The sequence below is a fragment of the Cupriavidus sp. GW821-FHT02F09 genome (assembly GCF_059421605.1).
Map to the genome: position 1 here is coordinate 40,408 of NZ_JBWKVH010000019.1, position 26,888 is coordinate 67,295.

The 26,888-nt window shown below is 67.0% G+C and carries 29 protein-coding genes; 12 read left to right on the plus strand and 17 right to left on the minus strand.

Annotation, left to right across the window (positions count from 1 at the left end):
- Positions 1-124: 124 nt before the first annotated feature.
- The 6 genes from AC07XB_RS21205 to AC07XB_RS21230 all read right to left on the minus strand — a co-directional run bounded on the left by AC07XB_RS21205 (position 125) and on the right by AC07XB_RS21230 (position 7,223).
- On the minus strand, positions 125-2,290 hold the full coding sequence (locus AC07XB_RS21205; protein ID WP_492830305.1) for a TonB-dependent receptor: 2,166 nt from the start codon (positions 2,288-2,290) through the stop codon (positions 125-127).
- Positions 2,291-2,457: 167 nt separating this feature from the next.
- The gene (locus AC07XB_RS21210; protein WP_492830307.1) at positions 2,458-2,925 is read right to left on the minus strand and encodes a hypothetical protein; all 468 of its coding nucleotides are present in this window, start codon (positions 2,923-2,925) and stop codon (positions 2,458-2,460) included.
- A complete protein-coding gene (gene zigA / locus AC07XB_RS21215; protein WP_492812862.1) occupies positions 2,915-4,210 on the minus strand; it encodes a zinc metallochaperone GTPase ZigA in 1,296 nt (431 codons plus the stop codon). Before zigA ends, AC07XB_RS21210 begins: the two co-directional genes overlap by 11 nt.
- 267 nt (positions 4,211-4,477) lie before the next feature.
- On the minus strand, positions 4,478-4,897 hold the full coding sequence (dksA, locus tag AC07XB_RS21220) for an RNA polymerase-binding protein DksA (protein ID WP_006164034.1): 420 nt from the start codon (positions 4,895-4,897) through the stop codon (positions 4,478-4,480).
- A 605-nt stretch (positions 4,898-5,502) separates the two neighbouring features.
- Positions 5,503-6,600 carry a CobW family GTP-binding protein gene (locus AC07XB_RS21225; protein WP_492374299.1) on the minus strand — a complete coding sequence of 366 codons (1,098 nt, stop codon included), beginning with the start codon at positions 6,598-6,600 and terminating at the stop codon, positions 5,503-5,505.
- A 101-nt stretch (positions 6,601-6,701) separates the two neighbouring features.
- Positions 6,702-7,223: a Fur family transcriptional regulator gene (locus tag AC07XB_RS21230; RefSeq protein WP_492374300.1), complete on the minus strand. Its 522-nt coding sequence runs from the start codon at positions 7,221-7,223 to the stop codon at positions 6,702-6,704.
- Positions 7,224-7,370: 147 nt separating this feature from the next.
- Here AC07XB_RS21230 and AC07XB_RS21235 point away from each other — a divergent pair, with 147 nt between their 5' ends.
- The 4 genes from AC07XB_RS21235 to hslU all read left to right on the plus strand — a co-directional run bounded on the left by AC07XB_RS21235 (position 7,371) and on the right by hslU (position 11,788).
- Positions 7,371-8,270 (plus strand): alpha/beta fold hydrolase, encoded by a 900-nt coding sequence (locus tag AC07XB_RS21235; RefSeq protein ID WP_492374301.1) that lies wholly within the window; start codon positions 7,371-7,373, stop codon positions 8,268-8,270.
- 328 nt (positions 8,271-8,598) lie between these two features.
- Positions 8,599-9,585 (plus strand): tripartite tricarboxylate transporter substrate-binding protein, encoded by a 987-nt coding sequence (locus tag AC07XB_RS21240; RefSeq protein WP_492374302.1) that lies wholly within the window; start codon positions 8,599-8,601, stop codon positions 9,583-9,585.
- A 242-nt stretch (positions 9,586-9,827) separates the two neighbouring features.
- Positions 9,828-10,364: an ATP-dependent protease subunit HslV gene (hslV, locus tag AC07XB_RS21245; RefSeq protein ID WP_006162714.1), complete on the plus strand. Its 537-nt coding sequence runs from the start codon at positions 9,828-9,830 to the stop codon at positions 10,362-10,364.
- A gap of 92 nt (positions 10,365-10,456) precedes the next feature.
- A complete protein-coding gene (hslU, locus tag AC07XB_RS21250; RefSeq protein WP_492830310.1) occupies positions 10,457-11,788 on the plus strand; it encodes an ATP-dependent protease ATPase subunit HslU in 1,332 nt (443 codons plus the stop codon).
- 88 nt (positions 11,789-11,876) lie between these two features.
- On the opposite strand, the gene AC07XB_RS21255 is transcribed toward hslU, so the two are convergent.
- Positions 11,877-12,428, minus strand: coding sequence for a YcnI family copper-binding membrane protein (locus tag AC07XB_RS21255; protein ID WP_492812870.1), 552 nt, complete (start codon positions 12,426-12,428; stop codon positions 11,877-11,879).
- A gap of 255 nt (positions 12,429-12,683) precedes the next feature.
- On the opposite strand from AC07XB_RS21255, the gene AC07XB_RS21260 reads away from it, so the two are divergent.
- From AC07XB_RS21260 to AC07XB_RS21270, 3 genes are all read left to right on the plus strand, one after another.
- Positions 12,684-13,265, plus strand: coding sequence for a hypothetical protein (locus tag AC07XB_RS21260; RefSeq protein ID WP_492374304.1), 582 nt, complete (start codon positions 12,684-12,686; stop codon positions 13,263-13,265).
- An 88-nt stretch (positions 13,266-13,353) separates the two neighbouring features.
- Entirely contained in the window at positions 13,354-13,557 is a 204-nt protein-coding gene (locus AC07XB_RS21265) for a CsbD family protein (RefSeq protein ID WP_150989795.1), read from the plus strand.
- 172 nt (positions 13,558-13,729) lie between these two features.
- Positions 13,730-14,026, plus strand: a complete 297-nt coding sequence (locus AC07XB_RS21270) for a hypothetical protein (protein WP_492374305.1) — start codon at positions 13,730-13,732, stop codon at positions 14,024-14,026.
- A gap of 23 nt (positions 14,027-14,049) precedes the next feature.
- On the opposite strand, the gene AC07XB_RS21275 is transcribed toward AC07XB_RS21270, so the two are convergent.
- Both AC07XB_RS21275 and AC07XB_RS21280 read right to left on the minus strand, forming a co-directional pair.
- Positions 14,050-14,673 (minus strand): response regulator transcription factor, encoded by a 624-nt coding sequence (locus AC07XB_RS21275; RefSeq protein WP_492374306.1) that lies wholly within the window; start codon positions 14,671-14,673, stop codon positions 14,050-14,052.
- Positions 14,670-16,073, minus strand: a complete 1,404-nt coding sequence (locus tag AC07XB_RS21280; RefSeq protein WP_492374307.1) for an ATP-binding protein — start codon at positions 16,071-16,073, stop codon at positions 14,670-14,672. The genes AC07XB_RS21275 and AC07XB_RS21280 overlap by 4 nt, the downstream gene beginning before the upstream one ends.
- A gap of 214 nt (positions 16,074-16,287) precedes the next feature.
- On the opposite strand from AC07XB_RS21280, the gene AC07XB_RS21285 reads away from it, so the two are divergent.
- A complete protein-coding gene (locus tag AC07XB_RS21285) occupies positions 16,288-16,767 on the plus strand; it encodes a copper chaperone PCu(A)C (RefSeq protein ID WP_416050237.1) in 480 nt (159 codons plus the stop codon).
- A gap of 34 nt (positions 16,768-16,801) precedes the next feature.
- On the opposite strand, the gene AC07XB_RS21290 is transcribed toward AC07XB_RS21285, so the two are convergent.
- A complete protein-coding gene (locus AC07XB_RS21290) occupies positions 16,802-17,737 on the minus strand; it encodes a LysR family transcriptional regulator (protein WP_492830313.1) in 936 nt (311 codons plus the stop codon).
- A gap of 94 nt (positions 17,738-17,831) precedes the next feature.
- Between AC07XB_RS21290 and AC07XB_RS21295 the strand changes: the two genes are divergently transcribed.
- Positions 17,832-18,344, plus strand: coding sequence for a DMT family transporter (locus AC07XB_RS21295; RefSeq protein ID WP_492830315.1), 513 nt, complete (start codon positions 17,832-17,834; stop codon positions 18,342-18,344).
- Here AC07XB_RS21295 and AC07XB_RS21300 read toward each other — a convergent pair whose 3' ends face one another.
- The 3 genes from AC07XB_RS21300 to AC07XB_RS21310 form a co-directional block, all read right to left on the minus strand.
- Positions 18,345-18,572 carry a cysteine-rich CWC family protein gene (locus AC07XB_RS21300; RefSeq protein ID WP_492373909.1) on the minus strand — a complete coding sequence of 76 codons (228 nt, stop codon included), beginning with the start codon at positions 18,570-18,572 and terminating at the stop codon, positions 18,345-18,347.
- Positions 18,569-18,796: a zf-HC2 domain-containing protein gene (locus AC07XB_RS21305; RefSeq protein ID WP_492812879.1), complete on the minus strand. Its 228-nt coding sequence runs from the start codon at positions 18,794-18,796 to the stop codon at positions 18,569-18,571. Before AC07XB_RS21305 ends, AC07XB_RS21300 begins: the two co-directional genes overlap by 4 nt.
- A 90-nt stretch (positions 18,797-18,886) precedes the next feature.
- Complete coding sequence (locus AC07XB_RS21310) at positions 18,887-19,465, minus strand: sigma-70 family RNA polymerase sigma factor (protein ID WP_183032177.1); 579 nt, start codon at positions 19,463-19,465, stop codon at positions 18,887-18,889.
- A 259-nt stretch (positions 19,466-19,724) separates the two neighbouring features.
- Here AC07XB_RS21310 and argB point away from each other — a divergent pair, with 259 nt between their 5' ends.
- From argB to slmA, 3 genes are read left to right on the plus strand one after another with little or no spacing between them, the layout of a single operon-like run.
- Positions 19,725-20,654 carry an acetylglutamate kinase gene (gene argB / locus AC07XB_RS21315; RefSeq protein WP_006162725.1) on the plus strand — a complete coding sequence of 310 codons (930 nt, stop codon included), beginning with the start codon at positions 19,725-19,727 and terminating at the stop codon, positions 20,652-20,654.
- Between the two features lie 57 nt (positions 20,655-20,711).
- Entirely contained in the window at positions 20,712-21,692 is a 981-nt protein-coding gene (locus AC07XB_RS21320; protein WP_492373912.1) for an HAD-IA family hydrolase, read from the plus strand.
- Positions 21,689-22,348: a nucleoid occlusion factor SlmA gene (slmA, locus tag AC07XB_RS21325; protein ID WP_043343042.1), complete on the plus strand. Its 660-nt coding sequence runs from the start codon at positions 21,689-21,691 to the stop codon at positions 22,346-22,348. The genes AC07XB_RS21320 and slmA overlap by 4 nt, the downstream gene beginning before the upstream one ends.
- A gap of 54 nt (positions 22,349-22,402) precedes the next feature.
- On the opposite strand, the gene AC07XB_RS21330 is transcribed toward slmA, so the two are convergent.
- The 4 genes from AC07XB_RS21330 to creC form a co-directional block, all read right to left on the minus strand.
- Positions 22,403-23,224, minus strand: coding sequence for a DUF817 domain-containing protein (locus tag AC07XB_RS21330; protein WP_492830355.1), 822 nt, complete (start codon positions 23,222-23,224; stop codon positions 22,403-22,405).
- 103 nt (positions 23,225-23,327) lie between these two features.
- Positions 23,328-23,885 (minus strand): metal-dependent hydrolase, encoded by a 558-nt coding sequence (locus AC07XB_RS21335; protein WP_492812884.1) that lies wholly within the window; start codon positions 23,883-23,885, stop codon positions 23,328-23,330.
- A gap of 16 nt (positions 23,886-23,901) precedes the next feature.
- Positions 23,902-25,332: a cell envelope integrity protein CreD gene (gene creD, locus AC07XB_RS21340; RefSeq protein ID WP_492373914.1), complete on the minus strand. Its 1,431-nt coding sequence runs from the start codon at positions 25,330-25,332 to the stop codon at positions 23,902-23,904.
- A gap of 110 nt (positions 25,333-25,442) precedes the next feature.
- Complete coding sequence (gene creC / locus AC07XB_RS21345; protein WP_492373915.1) at positions 25,443-26,885, minus strand: two-component system sensor histidine kinase CreC; 1,443 nt, start codon at positions 26,883-26,885, stop codon at positions 25,443-25,445.
- Between the last annotated feature and the right edge of the window lie 3 nt (positions 26,886-26,888).

Sequence of the window (26,888 nt, forward strand, 5' to 3'; positions counted from 1 at the left end):
AGGAGCGCGCGGCCGTGTGCCGCGCGCGCACCATGCGGATTCTATCCCCCGTGCGCCATCATGCCGGCACCGATACCAGATTGTTACCACGCGGGGCGGGCAAGACCCGCCGCCGCGGTGCTGCTTAGAACGTTGTGCGCACGCCCAGCTTGACGCTGCGCCCTGCCAGCGGCGCAATGTCGCGCAGGATCGAGGTGGCGCTGCGGGCGTCCTGGTTGGTCAGGTTGTCGCCGCGCAGGTAGACCAGCGTCTGGGTGCCCGCCATCTTGAACTTGTACGTGATGGACACGCCCAGCAAGGTGTACGCATCGGTGGGCGTGTCGTTGGACGGCACGCGCGTCTGGCGGGCGGCGTAGGTCACGTCCGCGCGCGCGCCCCACGGGCCGGCGCCGTATACCACCGCGCCGCCCAGGCGCAGCGGGGACAGGCGCGGCAGCGGCTGGCCGGTGTTGCGGTTCTCGCCGTGCACGTAGTCCGCGCGGGCCTCCAGGTCCAGCGTGTCGCTGCCGGTCAGCAGCTTCTGCGCGACGCGCGCCTTGCCTTCGGCCTCGAAGCCGTACAGCGTGGCGGGCACGCCCATGTATTGCATCACGGGCAATGCGCCGGCGCCGCCGGGCGCGACGAAATCGCCTTCCGCGTCGCGCGCGCTCCCGGTGTTGGTGAGCGCCAGGTAGTTCGCGAAGCGGCTGTAGTAGCCCGACAGGCCGGCGCTGTGCGGGCCTGACTTGAAGCGCACGCCCAGGTCCAGCGAGGTGGCGCGTTCCTTGGCGGCGTTGGGGTCGCCCTGCTCCCACGAGCCGGTGGCCACGTGGGGGCCATTGGCGTACAGCTCGTAGAAGGTTGGGGCGCGCTCCGTGTAGGCCAGGTTGGTGGTCAGCGACCAGGCCGGCGCCAGCTTGTAGAGCAGGCCGGCCGAGGCGCTGCCGGCGTTGAAGCTGCGGCTGGCGTCGGAGAAGCGGTCGTTGCCGTTGGCCTGCGCCTTCACGCTGGTGTGGTCCATGCGGCCGCCCAGGTTGAGCTTGAGGTCGCCGCTGGCGGTCAGCGGCATTTCCTCGAAGATGAACAGCGCGGCGTTGTCGGTGTCGGTGCTCGGCACGAAGGCCTCCTCGCCAAGCGCCGAGAAGCGGGTCGAGCCGAACTGGGTGCCGATCACGCCAGTCATGTTGCCGATGCGCGCGTGCTTGGCCTCGAAGCGTGCGTCCCAGCCGTTGTTCTTGAAGATGGTGCCGGTCTGCCCCGCGTCGATTTCCTTGTGCTCGTAGTCGGTGTAGCTGAACTTGCCTTTGACCGACTCGATGAAGCCGCCGGTGTTGCCGGCCAGGTTGCGCGCCTCGCCTTCGAGCGCGAAGCGTTGCTGGCGCATCTGCAGCCGCACGGTGTCTTCGGCGGGGGTACCGTATTCGCTGTGGTACTCGCTGTAGTTGGCGCCGACGAAGCCGTCAGCCCAGGTGTAGGCGCCGCCCAGCGAGCCGCCCGACTGCTGCGCGTTGCTGTTGGGCAGGCGGCCGTAGGCCTCGCTTTCGCCCTCCGGCAGCGGCTGGCTGTTGCGCACGCTGGCGCTGCGCGCGTAGCCGGGGATGCGCAGGTTGCTGGTCTTGCGGGCGAAGGCGTCGGCATGGATGGCGATCTGGCCATTGCCGGCCTCGAGCAGGCCGCTGGCGTTGCGCGCGCTGTCGCCGCCGGCGGTGGCGCTGGCGTCCACCGCGCCGCCGATGCCCTGGATTGGCTCCTTCGGGATGCGGTTGTCGATCACGTTGACCACGCCGCCGATGGCGTTGCCACCGTACATCAGCGCGGCGGGGCCGCGCACCACTTCAATGCGCTCTGCCACCAGCGGATCAATTGGCACGGCGTGGTCGTTGGACAGGGTGGAGGCGTCGACCGTGGTGCCGCCGTTCTGCAGCACCTTGATGCGGTCGCCGTCCAGGCCTCGGATGATCGGGCGGCTGGCGTTCGGGCCGAAGTAGCTGGAGGACACACCCGGCAGCTTGTCCAGGGTGTCGCCCAGCGTGCTGCCCTGGCGCACGGCAAGGGCATCGCCGCTGAGGGTGGAGACTGGCGCCACCAGGTCGGTGAGCTCGCTGCCCAGCGGGTTGGCTGTGATGACCACCTCGCGCAGCGTGGTCGGGGCGGAGGGTGCTGCCGGCGCGGCTGCTGCCGCAGCCGTCGATGCAGCCGGGGCGCTTTGCGCGAACACGCCTGTGGAAACGGAGGCGGAGGCGATCAGGGCCGCCACGGCGGCGAGCGGCGTGCGCCGCAGGATATGGGTTTGTTGGAGGCGGAAAGACATGGCTCGCATTGTTCTTGGGTGCTTTCGAGCGCGTGACGCCAGCGTCCGGATGCCGGCCGCGCGCCGTCCGGCGCTAAATGCGCGGGACGGCGGCGGGCAGCAAGATTCAGGAGCGCGGCGCGATGCGACAGGCGGCGGGCGGCGGCTTGGCAACCGCGGCCCGGGTTTCAGGCGAGAGCGTGAACGGCCGGAGGGGCGCGCGAGCGGAAAGGCTGGGGATGTTGCAGGTCGGGCCGGCGCCAGCCCACGCTGAACGGCACCGGCGACTGCAGGTGCGTGAGCGCCGGCATGGCCGGCGTGCCGCAATGGCTGGCGGCCACGGTGGCGCCGTCGAACAAGACGCAGAAGTGCCCCGCCAGCTTGAGCGAGAGCGGCAGATCGGGATCTGCCTGGGCGCTATCGGTGACCTGGATCTCGTTGTCGTTGGCGCCGGTAACAGGCAGGGCAGCCTCGCCATTGCCGGCGGCGGCCTGTAGCGTCGGGCTGAACAGCCCACCGTGATGAATACGGTGTGTCAGTCCGGCATGCTGGGCCAGCAGCAGGCACAGCGCCAGCCAGAGCGCCGGCCACAGGCCGAGGCCGCGCTCGCGCCGGCGCTCTAGGCGCTGCCAGGGCCGAACGGCCTCAGTGGCCATGGCCGCCGTGATCGTGGCCAGGGTCATCGCAACCGCAGTCGTCGCCATGCTCGTGGCCGTCATCGTCCAGGCCGTCGTCCCAGCTCGGGAACGGGTCGGCGTACTGCGCCCAGGCATCCGGGCCAGCAGCCATTTCCGCGTCGGTCAGCAGGCAGGCGTCCAGCAGCGCTTCGAGCGTGGGGCGGTCAAGGTCCTGGCCGATCAGCACCAGTTCCTGGCGCCGGTCGCCAAATGGCGCGGGTTTGCCATCCACCGTCATATCGGCTTCGAGCTCGGCGCGGCCTGCTTCGTCTTCCGGCCATTCGGACGAATCCAGCGCGGCCCACCAGGCGCCGGCGCCGCCGTGGCGGCACACGCCGCCTGCCTGGCCCCAGGTGCCGGCTGCGTGCATGCGCGTGGCCAGCCAGAAGAAGCCCTTGGAGCGCAGCACATTGCCATGCTCGCGCAGCCACTCGGTGTGGATCAGCTCGGCGAAGCGCTGCGGATGGAAGGGGCGGCGGCGGCGGTAGACGAAGCTGCCGATGCCGTAGGCCTCGCTCTCCGGCACGTGTTCGCCGCGCAGTTCCGCCAGCCAGCCCGGGGCGGCGGCGGCGGCGTCGAAGTCGAAGCGGCCGGTGTCGAGGATGCTGTCCAGCGGTACCTTGCCAAAGCTGGCCGGCACGATGGCCGCGCGCGGGTTGAGCGAATGCAGGATGCCGGCGAGGCGCTCACACTCGGCCTCGCTGACGAGGTCGAGCTTGTTGAGCACGATCACGTCGCAGAACTCGACCTGCTCGATCAGCAGGTCGACCACCGTGCGGTCGTCGTCCTCGTCGCGCGCCTGGCCACGGTCCTGGAGGAAGTCGGCTTCGTTGAAGTCTTGCAGGAAGTGCGCGGCATCGACGACCGTCACCATGGTATCCAGGCGGGCGACGGTGTCCAGCGCCACGCCTTGCTCATCCTCGAAGGTAAAGGTCTCCGCGATGGGCAGCGGCTCGGCGACCCCGGTCGACTCGACCAGCAGGTAATCGAAGCGGCCCTCGCGCGCCAGCTTGCCGATCTCGGTCAGCAGATCCTCGCGCAGCGTGCAGCAGATGCAGCCATTGGTCAGCTCGATCAGGCGCTCGCCAGCCTGCGCCAGCATGCCATCGCCAAGCAGGCGGGCGTCGATGTTGACGTCGGCCAGGTCGTTGACGATCACGGCCACCCGCTTGCCTTCGCGGTTGGCCAGGACATGATTGAGCAGGGTTGTCTTGCCGGCACCGAGGAATCCGGACAGCACGGTGACGGGCAGGCGATCGGCCATGGCATCGAGTCGCGCCGGGGTTGGGGCGCGTGTTATTGCAACAAAGTTGCGACTGTATCAGAAAGCAAGGGGGAAAGCAGGCAATTCGGGGCGCGCGATGGCCGCACGAATCCCGCCGTTCCTAATGATAGGCCCGTGCCTGTGACACCACAAAGGCGAATGATGAATGGCAGGCGATGCCTGCCGGTGTCGTGCCGCTCAAACAAAACGGCCCGGAGAACCGGGCCGTCTGGCGCGCGGGGCGACAAGCCCCGGGCAGTCGCGGAATCAGTCGCCGAACAGCTTCTGGCGCAGTTCGCGGCGTTGCTGGGCTTCCAGCGACAGCGTGGCGGTGGGCCGGGCCAGCAGGCGCGGCACGCCGATCGGCTCGCCGGTTTCCTCGCACCAGCCGTAGTCGCCGGACTCGATGCGGGCCAGCGATTGCTCGACCTTCTTGAGCAGCTTGCGCTCGCGGTCGCGCGTGCGCAGTTCCAGCGCGTGCTCTTCCTCGATGGTGGCGCGGTCCGCCGGATCCGGCACGATGACCGTTTCGCGCAGGTGCTCGGTGGTCTGGTCGGCGTTTTTCAGGATATCGTCGCGCAGCTGCTCAAGGCGATGTTTGAAGAAGCCAAGCTGCGCTTCGTTCATGTAATCCTTGTCGCCCATCTTCAGGATTTCAGCTTCAGTCAGAAGTTTATTGCTGCTCATGGTTGCTGCTGATTCTCTTGTTGGTGCGACCGGCGGCGTCTTGGTCCGCTCGGGTGCAGTGTCCGGCCGCTTGCGCGGCGCGGAGGTTTCGCTCTGGCTGGCTGCAGACTGGCTGCTGTGCGTGCCTCCCTTGGCCTCGCCCGCACCGGCGTGCGCCGTACTGCCGCGGGGAGCAGGCGCAGCCTCCATGGACTGCGCCTTCAGCGTCTCGGCCGCAGCGTTGCTGCTTTTGCTGCGGCTTTGTTTCGTTTTCGTTGCGGCTACCATGGGACACCTCTCTCTCGCGTCGATCGATGACGGCGCGTGACGGGTGCCCCAAGCGGAGGGCGGTCTCCGCATAAAGCACTGCGACCGCACCTGCCGGCAGCCCGCCTCATGCTGACGACGACCGCCGCCCTGCATTGCGGGCACCATCGCCAAATGACCAAATGACCAAATGGCCAAAAGACAAAAGACAAAAGGCTACGTTACCCGCACTAAATCCAGCCTATTGTACTTGAACAAAAATTTTGGAGATATGGGAGAAAAGCGGGGAGTTTTCCCTGATATCCCGGCCCCCCTCCGACGAGGGGGGGCGGCAGGGCGGGCGGCGCTGCCTGCCGGCTTTAGGCCAGGCAGGTGGCCAGGCCCTTCAGGATGGCGTCCTTGGGCAGGTCCACGCCAATGAAGACCATCTTGGTGCCGGGGGTTTCATCGCCCCATTTTGCGCCAATATCGCTGCCCATCAGCTGATGCACGCCCTGGAAGACCACTTTCCGGTCCACCGCGTCCATATAGAGTACGCCTTTGTAGCGCAGCAGGTTTTCTCCGTAGACCGACAGGATGCCAGACAGGAATTCCTCCAGCTTGGCGTAATTGAAGGGTTTTTCGCTACGGAAGACGAACGAGCCGATGCGGTCGGTGTGGTGGTGGTGATGGTGGTGGTCGTGCTTGTGATCATGGCCGTGACCGTGCTGGTCATGATGATCGTGGCCGCAGTCATCGGCGCAGTGGTCGCCGTGAGTGTGCTCGTGCGCATGGTCGTGATCATGCTCTTCGGCCTCGGCACGCAGGAAATCCGGGTCGATTTCCAGCTTTTCGTTCAGGTTGAAGCCCCGAAGGTCAAAGATTGTGTCGATCGGCGCTTCGCCGAAATGCGCCGTGCGCACGGGCGCGCGCGGGTTCATGTGCAGCAGGCGGTGGCGCAGGTCGGCGATCTCGCCTTCCGGCACCAGGTCGGCCTTGGTGACGAAGATGGCGTCGGCAAAGCCCACCTGGCGCTGCGCTTCTTCCTGCTTGTCGAGCTGCTGGTTGGCGTGCTTGGCGTCCACCAGGGTGATCACGGCGTCCAGCAGGTAGCGCTGGGCGATCTCGTCGTCCATGAAGAAGGTCTGGGCCACCGGGCCCGGATTGGCCACGCCCGTGGTTTCGATCACGACGCGGTCGAAATCGATCTCGCCGGCGTCGCGGCGGGTCATCAGCTGGGACAGCGCCGCCACCAGGTCGCCGCGGATGGTGCAGCAGATGCAGCCGTTGCTCATCTGCACGATCTGCTCGCGGCCATCCTGCACCAGGATCTCGTTGTCGATGTTCTCTTCGCCGAACTCGTTTTCGATCACGGCGATCTTCATGCCGTGCTGCTCGCTCAGGATGCGCTTGAGCAGGGTGGTCTTGCCGCTGCCGAGGAAGCCGGTCAGGATCGTGACCGGGATCAGTTTGGACATTGTTTTCTCCGGGAAGGGATGCCGCTTTGGCCTGTCGTGCGCGGGGTAAGTCGGGTTTGGGTAACTTGTTCGTTTATCTAGCGAGCGGGCGGTGACGCCGCTCAGCCATGCTTGCCAGGGGTGCGTGCGCCGCATTCGGCGCAAACGCCGTTCACGGTCAGCTCCACATGCTCCACGGCAAAGCCGCTCGGCACCTTGGGCGCGGCTTGCGCCGGCGCGCTGACGCCGTCCAGGCAGAAGGTGCGGTCGCAGCGGTTGCAATGGAAGTGGCTGTGCTGCCGGTGCACCTGCGCGCGCGCGGCCTCATGCTCGACCAGGCTGAAGCGGAAGACCCGGTCGTGGCCGGCCCGTTTCTGGGCCAGCCCTTGCTCGACCAGCCAGTCGAGCACGCGGTACACGGTCACGCGGTCGATCGCTTCGCCATCGGCCGGCATGCGGTCGATCACGGCCTGGTGGGTCAGCGGCTCGTGGCTTTCCATCAGGCAGGCCAGGATGCCAAGGCGCGGTTGGGTCACACGCGCACCCAGCTCGCGCAGGCGTTCGTGGGCTGCGTCCAGGGTGGCCGGCGCGGGGGGCATGGCGGATCCAGGCATGGCCTGGGTGGGGGAGGGGCTGCTGCTCATGGACCGATTTAACCATAGCGCCCCGGGTGATGCAATTCAGTTGCGTCAACTCGGCACCCTGGCGGCCGTCCTCGGCCCGCGCGCCGTCGCGCCAGCGGTTTGCGTCTATCATCGCCAGCAGGCCCCCGAGACCCGAGGAGACACTACATGCAGAACGACGCCAGCGCCCTGCTGTTCCCCAATTTCGAGCCCTTTCGCCTGCACATCGGCGACCTGGAGATCGCCGGCGTGCGCGGCGGCTCCGGGCCGCCGCTGTTGCTGCTGCATGGCCATCCCCAGAGCCACCTGATCTGGCACAAGGCGGCACCCGCGCTGGCCGACCACTTCACCGTGATCGCCACCGACCTGCGCGGCTATGGGAGCAGCAGCGCGCCGCCGGGCAAGGCCGGCTTTGAAACCTACAGCAAGCGCGCGATGGCGCAGGACCAGGTGGCGGTGATGGCGCAGCTGGGTTTCGACCACTTTGCGCTATGCGCCCACGACCGCGGCGCGCGCGTGGCGCATAGGCTGATCGCGGACCATCCCGGCCGGGTCACGCGCGCCATGCTGCTGGACATTGCTCCCACGCTGGCCATGTACGAACGCACCAGCATGGCATTTGCCGCCGCCTACTGGCACTGGTTCTTCCTGATCCAGCCGGCGCCATTCCCGGAAACGCTGATCAACGCGGAGCCCGAGTTCTATCTCAACAAGCTGATGGGCCTGCGCCACGCCGGGCTGAGCCCGTTCGCGCCCGAGGCGATGGCCGCCTACACCGCCGCCATGCGCGATCCGGCCCACGTGCATGCCATGTGCGAGGACTACCGCGCGGCAGCCACCATCGACCTGGACCATGACCGGGCGGACCGCGCCGATGGCCGCCGGCTGGATTGCCCGCTGCGCGTGCTGTGGGGCGAGCATGGCGTGGTGGCGCGTTGTTTCGAGCCGTTGGCGCTGTGGCAAGAGGTGGCGAGCGAGGTCAGCGGCCGCGCGGTGCCCTGCGGGCATTACATCCCCGAGGAGGCGCCGGGGGTGCTGCAGGAGGAAATGCTCGGCTTCTTCCGTTGATCTTCTGTTGAGCTTCCGTTGGTCTCCTGTGGTTCTCCCGTTGCGCACCGATTCCCGCAGGCTGCGTCGAGTTCGATACATTTAGCGCACCTTTGCGAAGAAATGTCTTAGCGGGTTATTCCGGATATTTGCCACTTTTCGACATTGATAGCATTGCGCTCCGGTCGCGCGGCCCAAGCCGCCGCGGCCGTATGCGCTGTGCCCGCGTCATGGTCGGCGCTGCCGCCCGGATCGGGCCGGCAGCGCAGGAATGGCAGCGCCCGACAGGGCGCGCCACTCCGGCCGGGGCAGTGTCGGGACGGGAATAGCAGGGTATCCAGGAGATAGCATGAAACGAGTTGCACAGTTTGTGGCTGCCGCGCTGACGGTCGGCGTGATGGGAGTGCATGCGGGCGCGCAAGCAGAGGAATTCCCCGGCAGCAAGCCGGTATCGGTGGTGGTGCCTTTTGCCGCGGGCGGCCCAACCGACAAGGTCTCGCGCGAGCTGGTCATGATCATGTCCAAGCACCTGGGTACCACGATGGTGATCGAGAATCTGGGCGGCGCTGGCGGCACCATCGGTGCCAAGAAGGTTGCGCAGGCCAAGGGTGATGGCTACACCATCCTGATCCACCATATCGGCATGTCCACCGCGCCGGCGCTGTACCGCAACCTCGGCTTCGATCCGCTCAAGGACTTCGAAACCGTGGGCGAGATCGCCGACGTGCCGATGGTGATGATTGGCAACAAGAACCTGCCGCCCGCCAGCTTCAAGGAACTGCTGCCCTATATCAAAGCCAATGCCAGCAAGCTGTCGCTGGCCAACGCTGGCATCGGCTCGGCCTCGCACCTGTGCGGCCTGCTGTTCCTGAGCGCGATCCAGACCGACCTGACCACGGTGCCCTACAAGGGCACGGCGCCGGCGCTGACCGATATCCTGGGCGGCCAGGTCAACCTGATGTGCGACCAGACCACCAATATCGCCGGCCAGCTCAAGGCGGGCGCGCTCAAGCCGTACGCCGCCATGCAGAGCCGCCGCGTGGAAGCCTTCAAGGACATCCCGACGGCCGCCGAGCAAGGCCTGCCGGGCGTCGAAGTGAAGATCTGGCACGCCATGTACGCGCCCAAGGGCACGCCCAAGCCGGTGGTGGACAAGCTCTCGGCAGCGCTGCAAAAAGCAGTGACGGACCCCAACTTCCGCGCCAAGATGGCTGAGCTGGGCGCCGAAGCCGTGCCCGCGCAGCGCGCCACGCCGGAATCGCTGAAGGTCTTCCTGGCCGGGGAAATCGGCAAGTGGAGCCCGGTGATCAAGAAGGCCGGCGTCTACGCAGACTGACCAGACGCAAGATCCGGTTCGTCCGCCGGCACCCGCCCGCGGATGGTGAAAAGGCCACGCGCAATGCGTGGCCTTTTGTCTTCCAGCGGCGTTGGCCGCGCGCAGCCAACGCCGCCTCGTCTATATTGTTCTGGTTGCCTTCGGTGCGGCAACGGATGCGCACGCAGAGCCGCTTGCGCCGGCCCTTGAATTCACCGCAGCCGTCGCCACCTACCTCCCTGACACATTCTCGCGAAGCCATCATGGAACAGTATCACGGCACTACCATCGTCAGCGTCCGGCGCGGCAACCAGGTTGCAGTCGGCGGTGACGGCCAGGTCACACTCGGCAATATTGTGATGAAGGGCACGGCACGCAAGGTCCGCCGCATCTACAACGGCAAGGTACTGGTTGGCTTCGCCGGCAGCACTGCCGATGCCTTCTCGCTGCTTGACCGCTTCGAAGCCAAGCTGGAGAAGTACCAGGGCAACCTGACCCGCGCCGCCGTCGACCTCGCCAAGGACTGGCGCTCGGACCGCGCGCTGCGCCGGCTCGAGGCCATGCTGATCACCGCCGACCGCGACACCACGCTGGTGATCACCGGCAACGGCGATGTGCTCGACCCCGAAGGCGGCGTGGCCGCGATCGGCTCGGGCGGCGCTTATGCCCAGTCGGCCGCCAAGGCGCTGGTGGAGAACACCGAGCTTTCGCCCAAGGACATCGTCGAGAAGTCGCTGGGCATTGCCGGCGAGCTCTGCATCTACACCAACACCAATTTCGTCATCGAGACGCTGGAATGAGCGTCGGCCGGCCGCGCAATGACCTGTTGCGTGGCCGCCTGGGCCCGGATGCCGCACCGCTCCGGTCCGTCGTCTTCCTCTGAACGGATACCATGTCGCATACCATGACCCCGTCGGAAATTGTTTCCGAACTCGACAAGCACATCATCGGCCAGAACAAGGCCAAGAAGGCGGTAGCGGTTGCGCTGCGCAATCGCTGGCGCCGCCAGCAGGTGGAAGAACCCCTGCGCCAGGAAATCACGCCCAAGAACATCCTGATGATCGGGCCGACCGGCGTCGGCAAGACCGAGATCGCGCGCCGCCTGGCCAAGCTGGCCGATGCGCCGTTCATCAAGATCGAGGCCACCAAGTTTACCGAGGTGGGCTACGTGGGCCGCGACGTGGACACCATCGTGCGCGACCTCGCGGAGATGGCGGTCAAGCAGGCGCGCGAATCCGAAATGAAGAAGGTGCGCGCCAAGGCCGAGGAAGCCGCCGAGGACCGCCTGCTCGACGTGCTGCTGCCGCCGCCGCGCGATATCGGCTTCAATCAGCCCGAGGAAAAGGATTCCAATACGCGCCAGGTCTTCCGCAAGAAGCTGCGCGAAGGCCAGCTCGACGACAAGGAGATCGAGCTTGAGGTTGCCGCCGGCTCGCCGAACATGGACATCATGGGTCCCCCGGGCATGGAAGACATGACCGAGCAGATCCGCACCATGTTTGCCGGCCTGGGCCAGGGCAAGAAGGCACGCCGCAAGATGAAGGTGCACGAAGCCTTCAAGCTGCTGATCGACGAGGAAGCCGCCAAGCTGCTCAATGACGAAGAGGTCAAGCACAAGGCTGTCGCCAACGTCGAGCAGAACGGCATCGTTTTCCTCGACGAGATCGACAAGATCGCCAGCCGCAGCGACGTGGGCGGTGCGGAAGTGTCGCGCCAGGGCGTGCAGCGCGACCTGCTGCCGCTGGTCGAGGGCACCACGGTGAACACCAAGTACGGCATGATCAAGACCGATCACATCCTGTTCATTGCCTCGGGCGCCTTCCACTTGTCCAAGCCGAGCGACCTGATCCCCGAGCTGCAAGGCCGCTTCCCGATTCGCGTCGAGCTGGAATCGCTGTCGGTCTCCGACTTCGAGGCCATCCTGACGCAGACCGACGCCAGCCTGACCAAGCAATACCAGGCGCTGCTGAACACCGAGCAGGTGCAGCTGGTGTTCGCGCCGGATGGCATCCGCCGCCTGGCAGAGATCGCTTTTTCGGTCAACGAGAAGGTCGAGAACATCGGCGCACGCCGCTTGTACACGGTGATGGAGCGGCTGCTGGAGGACCTGTCCTTCCATGCCACCAAGTCATCGGGCGAGACGGTCACCATCGACGCGGCCTATGTGGAGGAGCGCCTGGGCGACCTGGCCGGCAACGAAGACCTGTCGCGCTACGTGCTGTAAGCCTTAGCCCGGTTCAGCGGCATCCAGACGATCCAGACGACAAAGGGCGCACTTCGGTGCGCCCTTTGTCGTTTTGCAATACGCCCGCTCAGTGCGCGTGCGCATGCCCCGCCGGCATCGGCGCGGTCAGCTCCAGCGCTGCCGCCGGCGTCTTCAGCTCGCGCAGGCTCTGGCCATCCGCGGGGATCTGCGTCCATTCGGTGCGCCCGTCCTCGCATTCCTGCACCACCGGGAAATACAGCTTGCCGGCCTGCTCGGGCAGCTTCATCAGCATCACGAACTCATCGAAATGCGCGTCGGCCAGCGAGCCGGCAAACCAGCGCAGCGTGCGTACGTCCTCGCTAACGGTCTTGCCGTGCGAGGTGTAGGGCTTGGCCAGCGGCGCGCGTTTCACTTCCAGTTGCCAGCCTGCCTTGGGCTGCGGATGGGCGCCTTGCACGCCTTCCGGGATGGTCACGGTGATGGCGCGGGTGGCGCTGCCGTTGCAGCCATGCCCCACCATCAGCGCGCCTTTGAAGTAGCTGCCTGCCGTCGCGGCCTTTTGCTCGAACACGATGTGCGCGAACGCGGCGGGCGTCCAGCTTGCGCCAAGCGAGGCCAGCGCGATGGTCACTGCGGGCAGCAGGCGGGATGCGGTCATGTGGATTCTCCTCGGAAGCGCGTCAGTCTAGCGCCGAAGGACGCCTGCGGCCCTGCGGCGCAGGGCCGCAGGCGTCGTGTGCCCCGGAAATCATGTCGGAATTGTCTTACGCGGCTTTCGGAGCGTCACGCCTGATTGTCGGAGGCGCCCATGCGTACTCTGTACTTACGGTGTGGGCAAACGCGGATCGCACCCGGCATAGGCCAAGAGCGAGACTGCCCTCCACAATATCCGCCACTGAAAAAGGAGCACGACATGATGAAGAAATGGCTGAGCGCAGCAGTGTGTTCGATGATGTTTGCCGGCCCTGCGGCCTTCACGCTGGCGCATGCCGCACCCGCGGGTTCCAAAGCGGACTACGACGCGGCCGTGAAGACCGCCAGCGCCAACTACAAGGCCGCGCGCGCCCAGTGCGACAGCCTCAAGGACAACGCCAAGGACGTGTGCGTGAAGGAAGCCAAGCGCGACGAGGACGTGGCCAAGGCTAACGCCGAAGCGACCCGCGATGGCACCGCCAAGGCGCGCGCCAAGGCGGACAAGGTCAAGGCCGATGCCGACTACAGCGTGGCCAAGGAAAAATGCGACGACGCCAAGGGCAATGACAAGGATGTGTGCGTGAAGGAAGCCAAGCTTGCCCACGAGCGGGCCTTGGGTTCGGCCAAGGTCGAGAAGGCTGCCGCCACCGGCACCAGCACCGACGTCGCCGAAGCGCGCGCCGACGCCAAGAAGGACACCATGGACGCCGCCTACAAGGCTGACAAGCAAAAGTGCGATGCACTGTCCGGCGACGCCAAGGACAAGTGCCTGGCTGACGTGAAGACCAAGTACGCCAAGTAACTGGCCTGCGCGCTGGCTCAGCAGGTTGAGCCAGCACGCCAAGTCGGCACGTCACCCATCCACGACATCCACGATAGAGGAAGCGACCATGAATTGGGATCAAATCGCAGGCAAATGGGACCAGGCCAAGGGCAAGGTCAAGGAAAAGTGGGGTCAGCTCACAGACGACGACCTTACCCAGATCCAGGGCAAGCGCGATCAGCTTGCCGGCCGGATCCAGGAGCGCTATGGCTACACCAAGGAGCGCGTGGAAGAGGAAATGAAAGCGTGGGAGCGTGATTCACGCTGGTAAGAGACCCGGATAAGACACGCTGGTAAAGAGAAGCGTAAGACAGGTAAGCATTCGTAAGCACGCTGGTGCGTGTTGCGATGCAATGCCAAAGTGGCGGCCGGCACGATCGAAGGATCGTAGCCGGCCGATTAGCACCCGCATCCCCAACCACCAACCTGGCAGGAGAAACGAAATGAAACGCGAGCTACTGTCCTCGTTCGGCGTACTTTGCGGCCTTGCCGCGGCCACTGTCTTTCTCTGCGTGCGCCCGGAGGCCGCGCCCGTACATCGCCAGGCGAGCGCGCCAGTGGTGGCGAAGCCCGCCGTGTTGGCCGGCACCACGCCGCAAGCCGCGGTGGAACTGGCCGTGCAGGCCGGCGATCTCGGCTCGCGTGCCGACCGCCATGCCAGCGACGCGCTGCGCATTGCCGAGCAAGCCGCCGGGCAGGAAGAGGACCTGGACTGGGACTACGTGCAGTTGCGCCTCTGAGCTTGCGGATTCGCGGCGAACGCCTAGCGCGATACCGGCCGCTTGCCCAGTTTGCGCTGCAGCGTGCGCCGATGCATATTGAGCGCGCGCGCGGTGGCCGAGATGTTGCCCTCGTGTTCGGACAGCACCCGCTGGATGTGCTCCCACTCCAGCCGGGCCACCGATAGCGGCACCGGCTCTTCCATGGCGGCTTCGGCCGCGTCTTCCGATACCCCGGCCATCAGCGCCGTCAGGATCGAATCCACATTGGCCGGCTTGGCCAGGTACTCATCAGCACCGTGCTTGACCGCGGCCACCGCGGTGGCAATGCTCGCATAGCCCGTCAGCACCAGGATGCGCGCATCGGGCAACGCCGCGCGCAGCGGCGCGACCAGTTGCAGGCCAGACTCGGCTGGCGCGGTGCTGCCGGCTTCCGGCGGCGCGCTCAGGTGCAGGTCCAGCGTGATGTAGTCAAACGGCGTTTGTGCCGCCAGCGCCAGCGCCTGCTGGCGGTTATGGGCGATCTGCACGGCGTAGCCGCGGCGCGTCAGCGCGCGTGCCAGGGCGCCCGCGAACACGGCATCGTCGTCGACGACCAGGAAGGGAGCGGCATCGCTGGCGCCGGGCTGTGCGCCGGCGGCGGCGGGATCGTGGGGGGCGTCGGTCATCGCGGGCTCGTTGTCAGGGGTGAGGCAAACGGTGAGGCGGCCGGTAAGGCTGCCAGGGAAGGCGCGGGCAGGCGCAGCTCGGCCACGGTGCCGCCCTCGTGGTGGTCATGCCAGGCCAGCCGGCCGCCCATCTGCTGGGCCGCGCTTTGCGCCAGGTACACGCCAATGCCCTGGCCGCCGTGCATGCTGGTCATCGGTGCTTCGCCCAGGCGCGCGCGCTGGGATTTTGGGATGCCCAGGCCGCGGTCGGTGACGCGGAAGATCAGCGTCGGCAGCGCGCGGTTGTTCTCCAGCGCGATGGCCAGGCGCAGCGGAATCTGCTCGTGCCCCGCGGCCAGCTGGCTGCGCGCGGCGTTGTCCAGCAGGATCGTCAGGATCTGCCCCACGCGCGCGGCCTCCACCGGCAGGGCCGCGGCTTCGCCAATGGCATTGGCTTCCAGCCGGGCATGGGGGTGGCGCAACTGCCAGCGTTCCACGTAGCCGTCCAGCCACGCATCGATGCGCTGCGGCGCTGCGGTCTCGTGGTCGTCGCGCAGGCGGGCCAGGATCGATTTGCACAGCTCGAGCTGTTGTTCCATGGTCTGCAGGTCCGGCAGGTAGGCGGACACTTGCGTGGTGGCCAGGCGCGGGTCCGCCGCATCGGCGCGCAGCTCGCCGGCGATGACCGCCAGCGTGGCCAGCGGCGTGCCGATCTCGTGGGCGACCGCCGCGGCCTGGTCGTTCAGCGCTTCGATGCGCGCGTCGCGCAGCAACTGTTCGCGCGCCAGGTTGAGCTCCGCGTCGCGCTGGCGCAGCACGCCGGACAGGCGCGCCACGAAGACCGCGATCATGGTCGCGCTGGCGACAAAGTTGAGCCACATGCCGGCCAGGTGATAGTTGATGGCGTTGTCCGGGTTGTGCAGGTTCAGCGGCACATACTCGATCAGCATCAGGCTGTAGCAGGCCATCGCGTAGGCGGCGAGCGCGATCACGTTGCGCCACGGCAGGATCGCGGCGGCGATCGCCAGGCCCGGCAGGTAGAACGAGACAAAAGGGTTGGTCGCGCCGCCAGTGAAGAACAGGTTGGCCGACAGCGCCGTCAGGTCGACCATCAGCTGGCCCATCAGCTCGGCGTCGCTCGGCATGCCGCCGCGGCTGGTGTGCATGCGCAGGCGCAGGCCGGTGAGCAGGTTGAACACCGCTTGCAGGGACAGGATCGCCAGCAGGGGGCTGTATGGCAGGATCACGCCGGCCACGGCCTCGCACGAAACCAGCAGCACCGCTTGCCCGCCCATCAGCGCCCAGCGCAGCCAGAACAGGCGGCGCAGGCTCATCAGGTTGTGACGGACCGGGATGATGCTCGTGGCGGAGCCGGGGCGGGAGGGGGCCGTGTCTGGCGGCACGGCTGCGATGGTATCCATGCCGCGAGTTTAACAACGACCGGCGCCCGGCCTGCCGCGTGCGACACCGTGCCGCATTGGTTGGCGCCGGGGCCGCTGCCAGACTGAACGGTTCGCTGCCGGGTAGCCAACCGGCCGGTTCCTCGATTTGCGCCGCCTGGCTCACGTCGCCAGGGACGCCATGGTCTAATGTTCTCTTTGTGCAGTCCTTTGAATCTCAGTGGAGATAGTCCAGATGCAAGCCAGATTCCTCGCCGCGGTGCCCGCCGCCCTGCTCGCCGCGCTGTGCTCGAACGCGGCTTTTGCCCAGGTCGATGTCAGCAACGCCTGGGCGCGCGGCACCGTGCCGGCGCAGACCGCCACCGGCGTGTTCATGACCCTGCATGCGCACGAGCCCGCCAAGCTGATCGGCGTCAGCACGCCGGCGGCAGCCACAGCCGAAGTGCATGAGATGAAGATGGATGGCAACGTGATGCGCATGCGTGCCATCGGCGCGCTCGACCTGCCCCGCATGCAGGACGTCGAGCTCAAGCCGGGTGGCTATCACGTGATGCTGATGGGTCTCAAGGCGCCGCTGAAGAAGGGTGACACCGTGCCGCTGACGCTCAAGATCGAGCAGGGTGGCAAGGTGACCGAGCAGAAGGTCGACGCCGAAGTGCGCGACCTCACCGCAACGGCGCCGGCCGCCGGCGCGCACGGTGACCACAAGCACTGAAGCACTGAGCCGTACAGGCAGCTAGCTGGGCTGCCTAGCTGCGCAGGCTGATCGCGTCGTCCGGCTCGTCGCCTGCGGCCACCGCGATCACGCGGTCGCGCAGCCAGCTATGGCCGGGATCGGCGTCGGTACGGTCGTGCCAGATCAGGCTGAAGCCAAAGCCCGGCAGGGGGAAGGGCGGATCGAACACCGCGAAGCGTGGGTCCTCCTCGAACGCGGCCAGGCTGCGGCGCGCAGTGGTCAGGACCAGGTTGGTGCCGGCAATCAGCGCTGGCGCCACGCTCCAGTGGGGCAGCACGCAGGCAATCTTGCGCCGCCCGCCCACCTTGGCCACAGCGGCGTCGATGGCATCTTCGCGCTCGCTGTGGGCCGCCACCAGCACATGCGAGCGGGCCAGGTACGCCACCTGGTCAAGCTTGCCCAGGCCGCGCACCGTGGCCGCATCCACCATGCAGGCATAGGTTTCCTCAAATAGCTCCGTGCAGTGCACGCCTTCCGGGGGCTGCCCGAACACGCCCAGCGCCAGGTCGATCTCGCCGTCCGCGACCTTGGCTGTCATGGCTTCGCGGCTGGCCTGGCTGACCACCAGGTCGATGCCAGGCGCGATCTTGCGCACCGCGCGCAGCAGGCCGGGCAGCAGCGCCATGGCGCCGTAGTCGGACATGGCCAGGCGGAAGCTGCGGCGCGCCGTGGCGGGCTGGAAGCCGGAAGGCCCCAGCAGGATGCGTACCTGCGCCAGCGCCTCGGCCAGCGGGCCCGCCAGTTCGTGGGCGCGCGCGCTCGGCACCAGGCCGCCCTGGCCACGCACCAGCAGCGGGTCGTCCAGCAACTGGCGCAGGCGGCCCAGCGCGTGGCTCACCGCAGGCTGGCTGAGGTGCAGGCGCAGCGCGGCGCGCGAAATATGTCGTTCGGCCAGCAGGGCTTCCAGCACCACCAGCAGGTTCAGGTCGATACCGCGGAGATCATTCATGCGGCGCATATTAACGCTACGAAACGAGAATTGGTAATTCGCGGCGCAATATTTCACACTGGGGCATCCAATTTTTGGCGAAGGAGATGCCGCAGTGCCTGGTATAAATCACTTTTCGCTGGCGCTTGCCGGCCTCGTTCCCGTCCTGGTGGCCATTGTTTCCGGGGCGGTGATCCCATTTCAGGCCGGCGCCAACGCCGCGCTCGGGCGCAGCCTGGGCCATCCGCTATGGGCCACTGTGGTGTCGCTGCTGGTCAGCCTGGCGGTGGTGGTGCCGCTGCTGTGGCTGCTGAAGGTTCCGCTGCCCTCGCTGGCGGTGGGCGGGCCGGGCTGGATGTGGGTCGGTGGCGTGGCGGGCGTGTTCTACATTACCGTGGCACTGGTGCTGGCTCCGCGCCTGGGCGCAGGCGGCTTTATCGCGGCGGTGGTGGCGGGGCAGATGGTGGGCGCGCTGCTGCTGGACCAGTTTGGCCTGGCGGGTTTCGCGGCGCGCGCCGTGACGCCGGGGCGCATGGCCGGCGCCGCGCTGGTGGTGCTGGGGGTGGTGGTGATGCAGTTCGCCGCGGCGGGCGCGGGCAGCACAACGCCAGCGCAGTCGGCGAACTGATCAGCCCTTGGTTTGCGCCTGGCCGGCATCCTCGCGGCGGCGTGCCAGGCAGGCGGGGCAGAGGCAGTGCTGGCCCGGCACGATCTGCCGGGCGGGCAGCAGTGGCTGGGTGGCGCACCAGCAGTGGGGCAGGCCGGCGGCATAGCCGCAGACAAAGCCGGCGCCGCAGGCGCTGCAATGCTCGATGGGGCGCAATTGCCCCGTCAGCACCGTGGCCGGATCGCTCACGGCTTGTCCCCGGGCAGCTCGTCTTCCTGGCCCAGCCGGGACATGGCGGAGCGCATCAGCCGCATCTGGCCCGAAAAATTGGTGCATGCATCGCAAATGGCCATGTGTCCGCGCATGCGCACGCGCTCGAACCAGCTCAGCGGCCGGTCCATGCTTTCCATGGTCAGGTGGTGGATCTCGCGGCAGTTTGGCAGCAGCCGGCGGTGGGGTGGCGTGTCAGGCATGGCTTCCTTCGGTCGGAGAGGCGGTTTCGGGCCGGGGCAGCTTGCCTGGCTGCCCCGGCCTGCTTACAAGCTCGGGCGAGCGTCAGGCGCTCACGCCTTCTGCCCAAACCAGTTCAGTTCCAGGCACTCGCGCAGGCGCATGCGGGCTCGGTACAGCATGACCCAGGCATTAGTCGTCGTGATCTCGAGTTCCTGACAGATTTCTTCGGTTTCCAGCTCCAGCCATTCCCGCATCATGAAAATCCGGCCGATCTTGGCGGGCAGCTTGTCCACGCACAGCTGGAGGATCTCGAAGAACTCGCGGCGCTCCAGCGCGCGGTCCGGGTTGCCCCAGTCGGAAGGTGGCGTATGGTAGTGGCCGTTCTTGGCGAACAGGGCGTCGAAGGCATCGATATCCGACTGCGCCTCGCCGTCCTCGTCGCCGCCGCCCAGCGTCAGGCGTACTTCGCGCCGGCCGCTGCGCAGCGTATCGATGATCTTGTGCTTGAGGATGCCGATGAGGTAGGTCTTCAGCGCGGACTGGCCGCTGAAGCGCTCAGGGTGTTCCAGCGCGGCCACCAGGGTGTCGGAGACGGTATCCTCGGCCAGTGCCTGGTCGCGTAGTTGCAGGCGGGCGAAGCGCAGCAAATGGGGGCGCAGGGCGCTAAGATCGTCGGGGTGCAGGCTCATTGTGTTGCCGCTATTCGATGGCGATGCGACTGTTGGACAACCGTTGGACAACTGTTGCGTGGATAGAACGCCATGGTGCGCCGCAGTACGCATGCACCGGTTTTGAACCCCGCTGCACCACCGTCTGCACGCGTGCGCCACGGTTTCTTGTAAAATCGGCGCCTGCCGCGGCCGGAGGTGGCCTATTCGGGGTAAAAAGCCCCTTAACCAATCGCTCACCGCCGGTCAGAATTGCCATGATACCTGTTGAATCTCACGGATGTCCCTTGCCATGAACGCCGACACCCCTGGGCCTGCCGCTACCGCGGTGGCCGCAATTGCCCCAGCCCTCAAGGCCGAAATCCTTGCCGAGGCGCTGCCCTATATCCGCAAGTTCCACGGCAAGACCATTGTGGTCAAGTACGGCGGAAACGCGATGACCGAGGAAAAGCTCAAGCACGGCTTCGCGCGCGACGTGATCCTGCTCAAGCTGGTCGGCATGAACCCGGTCGTGGTTCACGGCGGTGGCCCGCAGATCGACGAAGCCCTGAAGAAGGTCGGCAAGGTCGGCACGTTTATCCAGGGCATGCGCGTCACCGATGAAGAGACCATGGAAGTGGTCGAATGGGTGCTTGGCGGCGAAGTGCAGCAGGACATCGTCATGCTGATCAACCAATATGGCGGCCAGGCCGTGGGCCTGACCGGCAAGGACGGCGGCCTGATCCGCGCCAAGCGCCTCAAGATGCCGGACCGCGAAAGCCCCGGCGCCTTCATCGACATCGGCTTCGTGGGCGATATCGAGGCCATCAACCCGGCGGTGGTCAAGGCCCTGCAGGACGACGCCTTCATCCCGGTGATCTCGCCGATCGGCTTTTCCGACGACGGCCAGGCCTACAACATCAACGCCGATGTGGTGGCGGGCAAGATGGCCGAGATCCTCAAGGCCGAGAAGCTGGTCATGATGACCAACATCCCGGGCGTGATGGACAAGGCCGGCAACCTGCTGACCGACCTGTCGGCGCGCGAGATCGAGGAACTGTTCGCGGATGGCACCATCTCCGGCGGCATGCTGCCCAAGATCTCGTCGGCGCTGGACGCGGCCAAGAGCGGCGTGAATTCGGTGCACATCATCGACGGCCGCATCGAACACTCGCTGCTGCTTGAAATCCTGACCGAACAAGCGTTCGGTACCATGATCCGTTCGCACTAGAACGCATCTACGGCAGCGCGCGCCGCGCGCTGCCGCTTCACTTCTTTTTCTTCCTGCGTGCCCACTATTTCCCCGCCCTTGCGCCGCAGCCTGCGCGGTGCGCGCCGACGCCGCCCCGCGGGCGACAATTCCGGCCGCACGGTCTGGCTGTTCGACCTCGACAACACGCTGCACGACGCGTCGCATGCGATCTTTCCCGCCATCAACCAGTTGATGACGGCGTATGTCGCGCGCGTGCTGGGCAGTGACGAGGCCATCGCCAGCGAGGTTCGGGTGAAGTACTGGCAGCGCTATGGCGCGACGCTGCTGGGCATGATCCGCCACCACAACGTGGACCCGGCCGACTTCCTGCGCGCCGCGCATGATTTCCCCGAACTGGCGGAGATGGTGCGGGTGCAGCGCGGCCTGGTCGGCCACCTGCGCCGCCTGCCCGGGCGCAAGATCCTGGTGACCAACGCACCGGAGCAATACGCGCGCGCGGTCATGAAGGTGGCTGGCATCCAACAGTGTTTCGAGCGGGTGGTCGCGATTGAGGACATGTGGGTGCACGGCCATCTGCGGCCCAAGCCGGACCGGCGCATGTTGCGCCGGTTGCTGGTGCAGCAACGGGTGGCGCCGCACCGTGCGGTGCTGGTGGAAGACACGTTGTCCCACCTCAAGCGCTACGCGGGCACGGGCATTCGCACGGCCTGGGTGACGGGCTACCTGCGCACGCTGGCGCCATCGCGTCCGCACGACGTGCCGATGCCCGCGGGCTCCGCGGTGGCGGGCGCCAGCGGTGACGCCGTGCTGCGCAGCACGCTGGATGCGCAGGACCGGCAGCACACCGGCCACGCCGCGCAGGAACATTCGGTGACGCTGGTGGCGGCCGAGACGCAGGATCCGCCCGCGCTGGCGACTGGCACGACAGCGCCGCAGGCGCTGCCGGCATCGGCGCCGCGCGTGCGGGCGCGGATCGTAAATCGCCCCGGCTATGTGGACGTAAAAGTACAATCCATGCATCAACTCCAACGACGAATGCGGAGAATCGGGTCATGATGCACAGTAACGGGCACCCATCGGGTGCGGCTCCGGCCGCTGCCGGGCAGGGCGCAGGCGCGGACGGGGCGCCGGCACGCAAACGCCCGCGTCCTGGCGAGCGGCGTGTGCAGATCCTGCAGACGCTGGCCGGGATGCTGGAAGTGCCGCGCGGGGAAAAGGTCACCACCGCGGCGCTGGCGGCCAAGCTCAGCGTATCGGAGGCGGCGCTGTACCGCCATTTCGCCAGCAAGGCGCAGATGTTCGAAGGCCTGATCGGCTTTATCGAGCAGACCGTCTTCGGACTGATCAACCAGATCACCACCCAGGAAGAGCATGGTTTGCGCCAGGCGCACGCCGTGGTGCGCATGCTGCTGTCCTTTGCCGAGAAGAATCCCGGCATGACGCGCGTGCTGACCGGCGAAGCGCTGGTGGGCGAGCATGATCGCCTGCAGGAGCGCATCAACCAGGTAGTGGACCGGATCGAGGCCTCGCTGCGGCAGTGCCTGAAGATCGCCATCAGCCAGGGTGCGTTTCCGCCCGACGCCGATGTGCCGGTGCGCGCCGCGCTGATCGTGGCGACCGTGCAGGGGCAGTGGCATCGCTATGCCAAGAGCGGCTTTCGCAAGCTGCCGAGCGAGAACGCGGACGCGCAGTTGCGCGTGTTGCTCGGCTAGGCCGCGCCATCGGCCATGAGAAAGGGCAGGCTCGCGCCTGCCTTTTTTTCGTCATCAGGCCGCCGGCACATGGATGCTGGCCTTGATGTGCTTCAGGTTGGCCACGATGGTAAACGTCATCACGATCAGCAGGGACCAGGAACTCCACTTGCCCACATGCACCGCCGACCACGCGCCAAGCTGGTTGGGGTAGTGCCATACCGCGAAGAACGTGCTGATGTTCTCCGCGATCCAGACGAACAGCCCGATCAGCACGAAGGCCAGCAACAGCGGCATCTCGCGCTCGCGGTCCAGCGGGCGGAAGCGGACTGTGGTGCGCGCGTACAGGCCTGCGATGCCACAAGCCAGGTACCAGCGGTAGTCACCGATAAAGTGATGGGTGAAGAAGTTCGCGTAGACCAGCGCCGCCATCAGGCCCGCCATCCAGTACGGCGGGTGATTGCGCACATTCACGTCCAGCATGCGCCAGGCCTGGATGATGTAGCTGCCTACCGCCGCGTACATGAAGCCCGAGAACAGCGGCACGCCCAGCACCTTGGTGTACGCAAAATCCGGGTAGCTCCAGGACTGGATGCCACCCGAGACCTTGAACACCTCCAGCGCGAAGCCCACGACGTGGAACAGGCTGATGGCCTTTAGTTCGTCCAGCGTTTCCAGGCGCGCCCACACCATCGCCGCCTGGATGCCGAGCGCGGCTGCCAGCAGCAGGTCGTAGCGCGGGATACCAAGCAGGCCGCCGCGCGGGACAGCGAACACGCAGAGGAAGAACAGCCCCGCGAACAAGCAGGAGCGCGCCTCCTTGACGCCGAAGGCCAGGAACTCGCACAGCCCGCGCCGCGCGCCGGTCAGCGCAAGGCCAGGGCGTGGCGCGGTCAGGATACGGTCGAGCCGGTTATGCGCGGGGCCATGGCCGTAGTGCAGCCCAGGGCGCAAGCGGGGCGAATCGCGCATGCGTGTAGCGGTGGTTGTCATGCTGGCGTCAGTCCGCACAGGCGCGCACCGGCACGCGGCGATCGACAGGCCTGATGCGATCGCACCAGCGGCGCAGCGCAGCACCGAGCGTGGCGAACGCCAGCAGCGGCAGGCCGATCCACGCACACTCCAGCCAGAAGCGCGCAGCGCCAAACAGGCCCGCGCCGGCCAGCGGCAGCGGCCGCCATGGCAAGGTCACGCGCTGCGCCGTCAGCGGGTAGAAGAGCGCCGTGCCGATGCCGCGGTCGGTCAACAGGTCCAGCAAGGGATGCGACACGGTGCTCAGTGCGATGAACAGGAACGCGATGCCGCGCTGCCAGCCGCAGCGCCGCGCCGCCAGCGCGGCCAGCAGGCCAAGCGCCACCGCGAAGCCGATCGAGTGGGTCAGGCCGCGGTGGCCCAGCAAGGTGTTGTAGCGCACCCCGGCGTACCAGACGTTGAGCATGTCGACATCCGGCACGATGCTCGCCGCGACGCCAGCCAGCACCAGGCCGGCCGGCACCCGCCGCCGTCCCAGCACGGCCGCCAGCGCGAGTGGCGGGGCGCAATGAAGGTAGGTTGGCATGGCGTTGCGCCTTCGCTCAGGCTGATGCCGAGGCGGCAGCGCCGGCGTCTTCTTCGCCGGCCGGGGCGGCAGGCTTGTCGCGCAGCGGCTGCCATGCGGCGCCCGCGGCGTACCAGTCGATGCGCCGGGTCATGACCATGATGGCAGCCAGGATCACGAACATCAGCAGCGAGCCCAGCATCAGCGCATTGTCCTCCGACAGCAGCAGGCCATAGAGCGCGCCGTACAGCACCGTCAGCAGCGTGGCAAAGGCCAGCCCGCGCCGCCAACTCTGCAGCACGAACGACAAGTAGAAGCCCAGCAACCCGATGCAGGCACCGCTGGCCGCCAGGTAGGCCAGCGCGAACGAGATATGCTCGGACAGGCTCAGCAGCAACAGGAAGAACACCGCGAGCGCCAGGCCCACCAGCAGGTACTGGATCGGGTGGATGCGCAGGCGCTTGATGAGCTCGAACATGAAGAAGCCGGCGAAGGTCAGCAGCACGAACATGGCGCCGTACTTCACCGCGCGCTCCGCCTGCAGGTAGATGTTGACCGGATCGATCAGCGTCACCGACACCGTTTCCAGCGTGCCGTCGCCCGAGCCAGCGAGCTGGCCGCGAGCCTTGGTGTTGTACGAGGTCACGCTCCAGTTGCTGCGAAAGCCTTGCGCGGTCACGCTGCGGGTGCGAGGCAGGAAGTCACCGTCGAAACTCGGATGCGGCCAGGCGGAATCGAGCGAGATATCGTTCTGGTCGCCCACCGGGGTGAAGGCCAGCGACTGCGCGCCCAGCAGCGGCAAGGTCAGCGAGAACGGCACCACGCGCTGGGCCTGTGCGGACCTGCCATCCAGGCCGGGCTTGGCGGCCTTGGCGGGCGGCAGGTCGATCTCGGCGTGCAGGCCTTGGGACAGGCTCTTGAGCAGTGCGCCTTGCTCCAGCTTAAGCGCCTTGCCGTCCAGCTCGAACGCAGGCGCCGCCATCAGGCCGCGCGTGTCGCTGATGCCGATCGTGATGTATGGCTGGCCCACCTCAAAGCCGACGTGGCCGGCCGAGCGCGGCAGCTCGGCCGGATCGGGCAGCGCGATGGTGCCCTGCCAGCGGCTTTGCATCTCATACACCAGCACCTTGTGAATGCCGCGATAGCGCTCGCTCGGCGTGACCTCGCCCTTGACGCGCAGCGTGGTGGGGAAGACCAGCAGCTGCCCGGCCTCCGCCTGCAGCACGGTGGCATTCGGCCGCTTGGGGTCGCTGCTGTCCGTCACACGCAGGATCTCCTTGTACGGCAGCACCAGCACCGGGCCGGTCAGGGTTTGCGGGCCGGCGTAGCTCTGCCAGACGCTGCGCACCGCTTCCTCGCGGTAGTGCTTGCGGTCCTGCACGGCGTTGCCCACGAGGTGCAGCGGGATCAGGATCAGCAGGATCAGGAACGCCGTGATGGCGGACTTGAAAAACAGGATTCGGTTCATGGCGGCAGGCGCGCGGGAGTGACGATGCCGCTAGCTTAGGCTTGCCATGTGAGCCGCCGCGGAAGCCTGCGTGAAGCGATTCGCGCGCTTGTGTGTTGAGTGTGAAGCCGCTATGCCGCAGGTAGCGTCAGCGTCGCGCACGCGCCACCCTCGGCGCGGTTGGCCAGCGTGATGTCACCGCGATGCAGCGTGGCGATCTCGCGTACGAAGCACAGGCCCAGCCCGGTGCTCTTGTCTTGCCCGCCGGGGCGCGGCAGCGAGTAGAAACGCTCGAACAGGCGCGGCAGCGCATAGTCGGGAACGCCGGGGCCGTGATCGGTGACGCGCACGGCGATCATGTGAGCGGGCTCATTGCCGTGCGCCACGGACACGTCGACCGTGCTGGCCGCTGGCGCAAAGTCGATGGCATTCTCCAGCAGGTTGCCCAGCGCCTGGTGCAGCAGGAACGGATCGCCTCTCACCACCGCTGCGGGCTGGCCCGGCGGCAGCAAGCGCAGCGTCAGGTCGCGCTGGCGGGCGCGCGGCTCCAGCTCATGCAGCAACTGCTCGATCAGCGGCTCCAGTGCAACTGGCGCGTGGGTCTCCAGGCTCTGGCGTTGCTCCAGTGCCGCGAGCGCCAGCAGCTTGCGGATCATTTCCTCAAGCCGCTGCGCCTGCCGCCGGATATTGGCGACGAAGCGGTTGCGGTCGGCGGCCGGCATGTCCTCCTGCAGCAGCTCGGCGGCGCCGCCGATGGCCGCCAGCGGGCTCTTCATCTCGTGCGTCAGCGTGTGGATATAGTGCTCGACGTACTGCTTGTCCTCCAGCCGCAGGCGCATGCTCTCCACCGAGCGCCCCAGCTCGGCCAGCTCGCTGGCGCCGCGCAGCGGCATCTCGGCACGCTCGCCCGACGCCACCGCACGCGCGTAGCGCTGCAGGCGGCGCAGGCCGTGCACCAGCCACAGCGTGCAGGCCAGGCCGATCACGAACGCACCGCCCATCAGCAGCAGGCCGTTGAGCAGGATCTTGCGCTGGCTGCGCTCGATGAACGGCGCCATGGTCACATTGGGCTTGGCCACGGTCAGCACGCCGATGGTCTTGTTGCCGTCGCGGATGGGGGCTGCCACGTGCATCACCGTGCTGGCGTCGTCGTCGGGGTTGGCGCGGGTGCTGCGCGCGCCGTACTCGCCGCGCAGCGTGCGGTAGACGTCGTTCCAGCGCGAGTAATCCGCGCCCACGGCGGCCTCGCCGGAATCGAAGCGCACGATGCCGCGCTCGTCCGTGATGTAGATGCGGTAGCCCACCGCATCCTTGTGCATGCCCCACACATTGGCGTCGACCTTGTCCTCGCGCAGCCGCGCCAGGCGGCGCGCGAAGGCGCCGTTGGCAATGCGGCCGCTCTTCATGTCGTCGGCGGCCAGCACCGCCAGCACGTGGGCGGTGTCGACCAGCGTGTCTTCCATGGCCTGCCGCACGCCGGGCTTGACCTCCTGCACGAACACCCGCAGCGTGAGGAAAGCCGCCAGCCCGACGATCAGGAAGAAGCCGAGGAAGATGCGAAGCCCGATATGCATGCG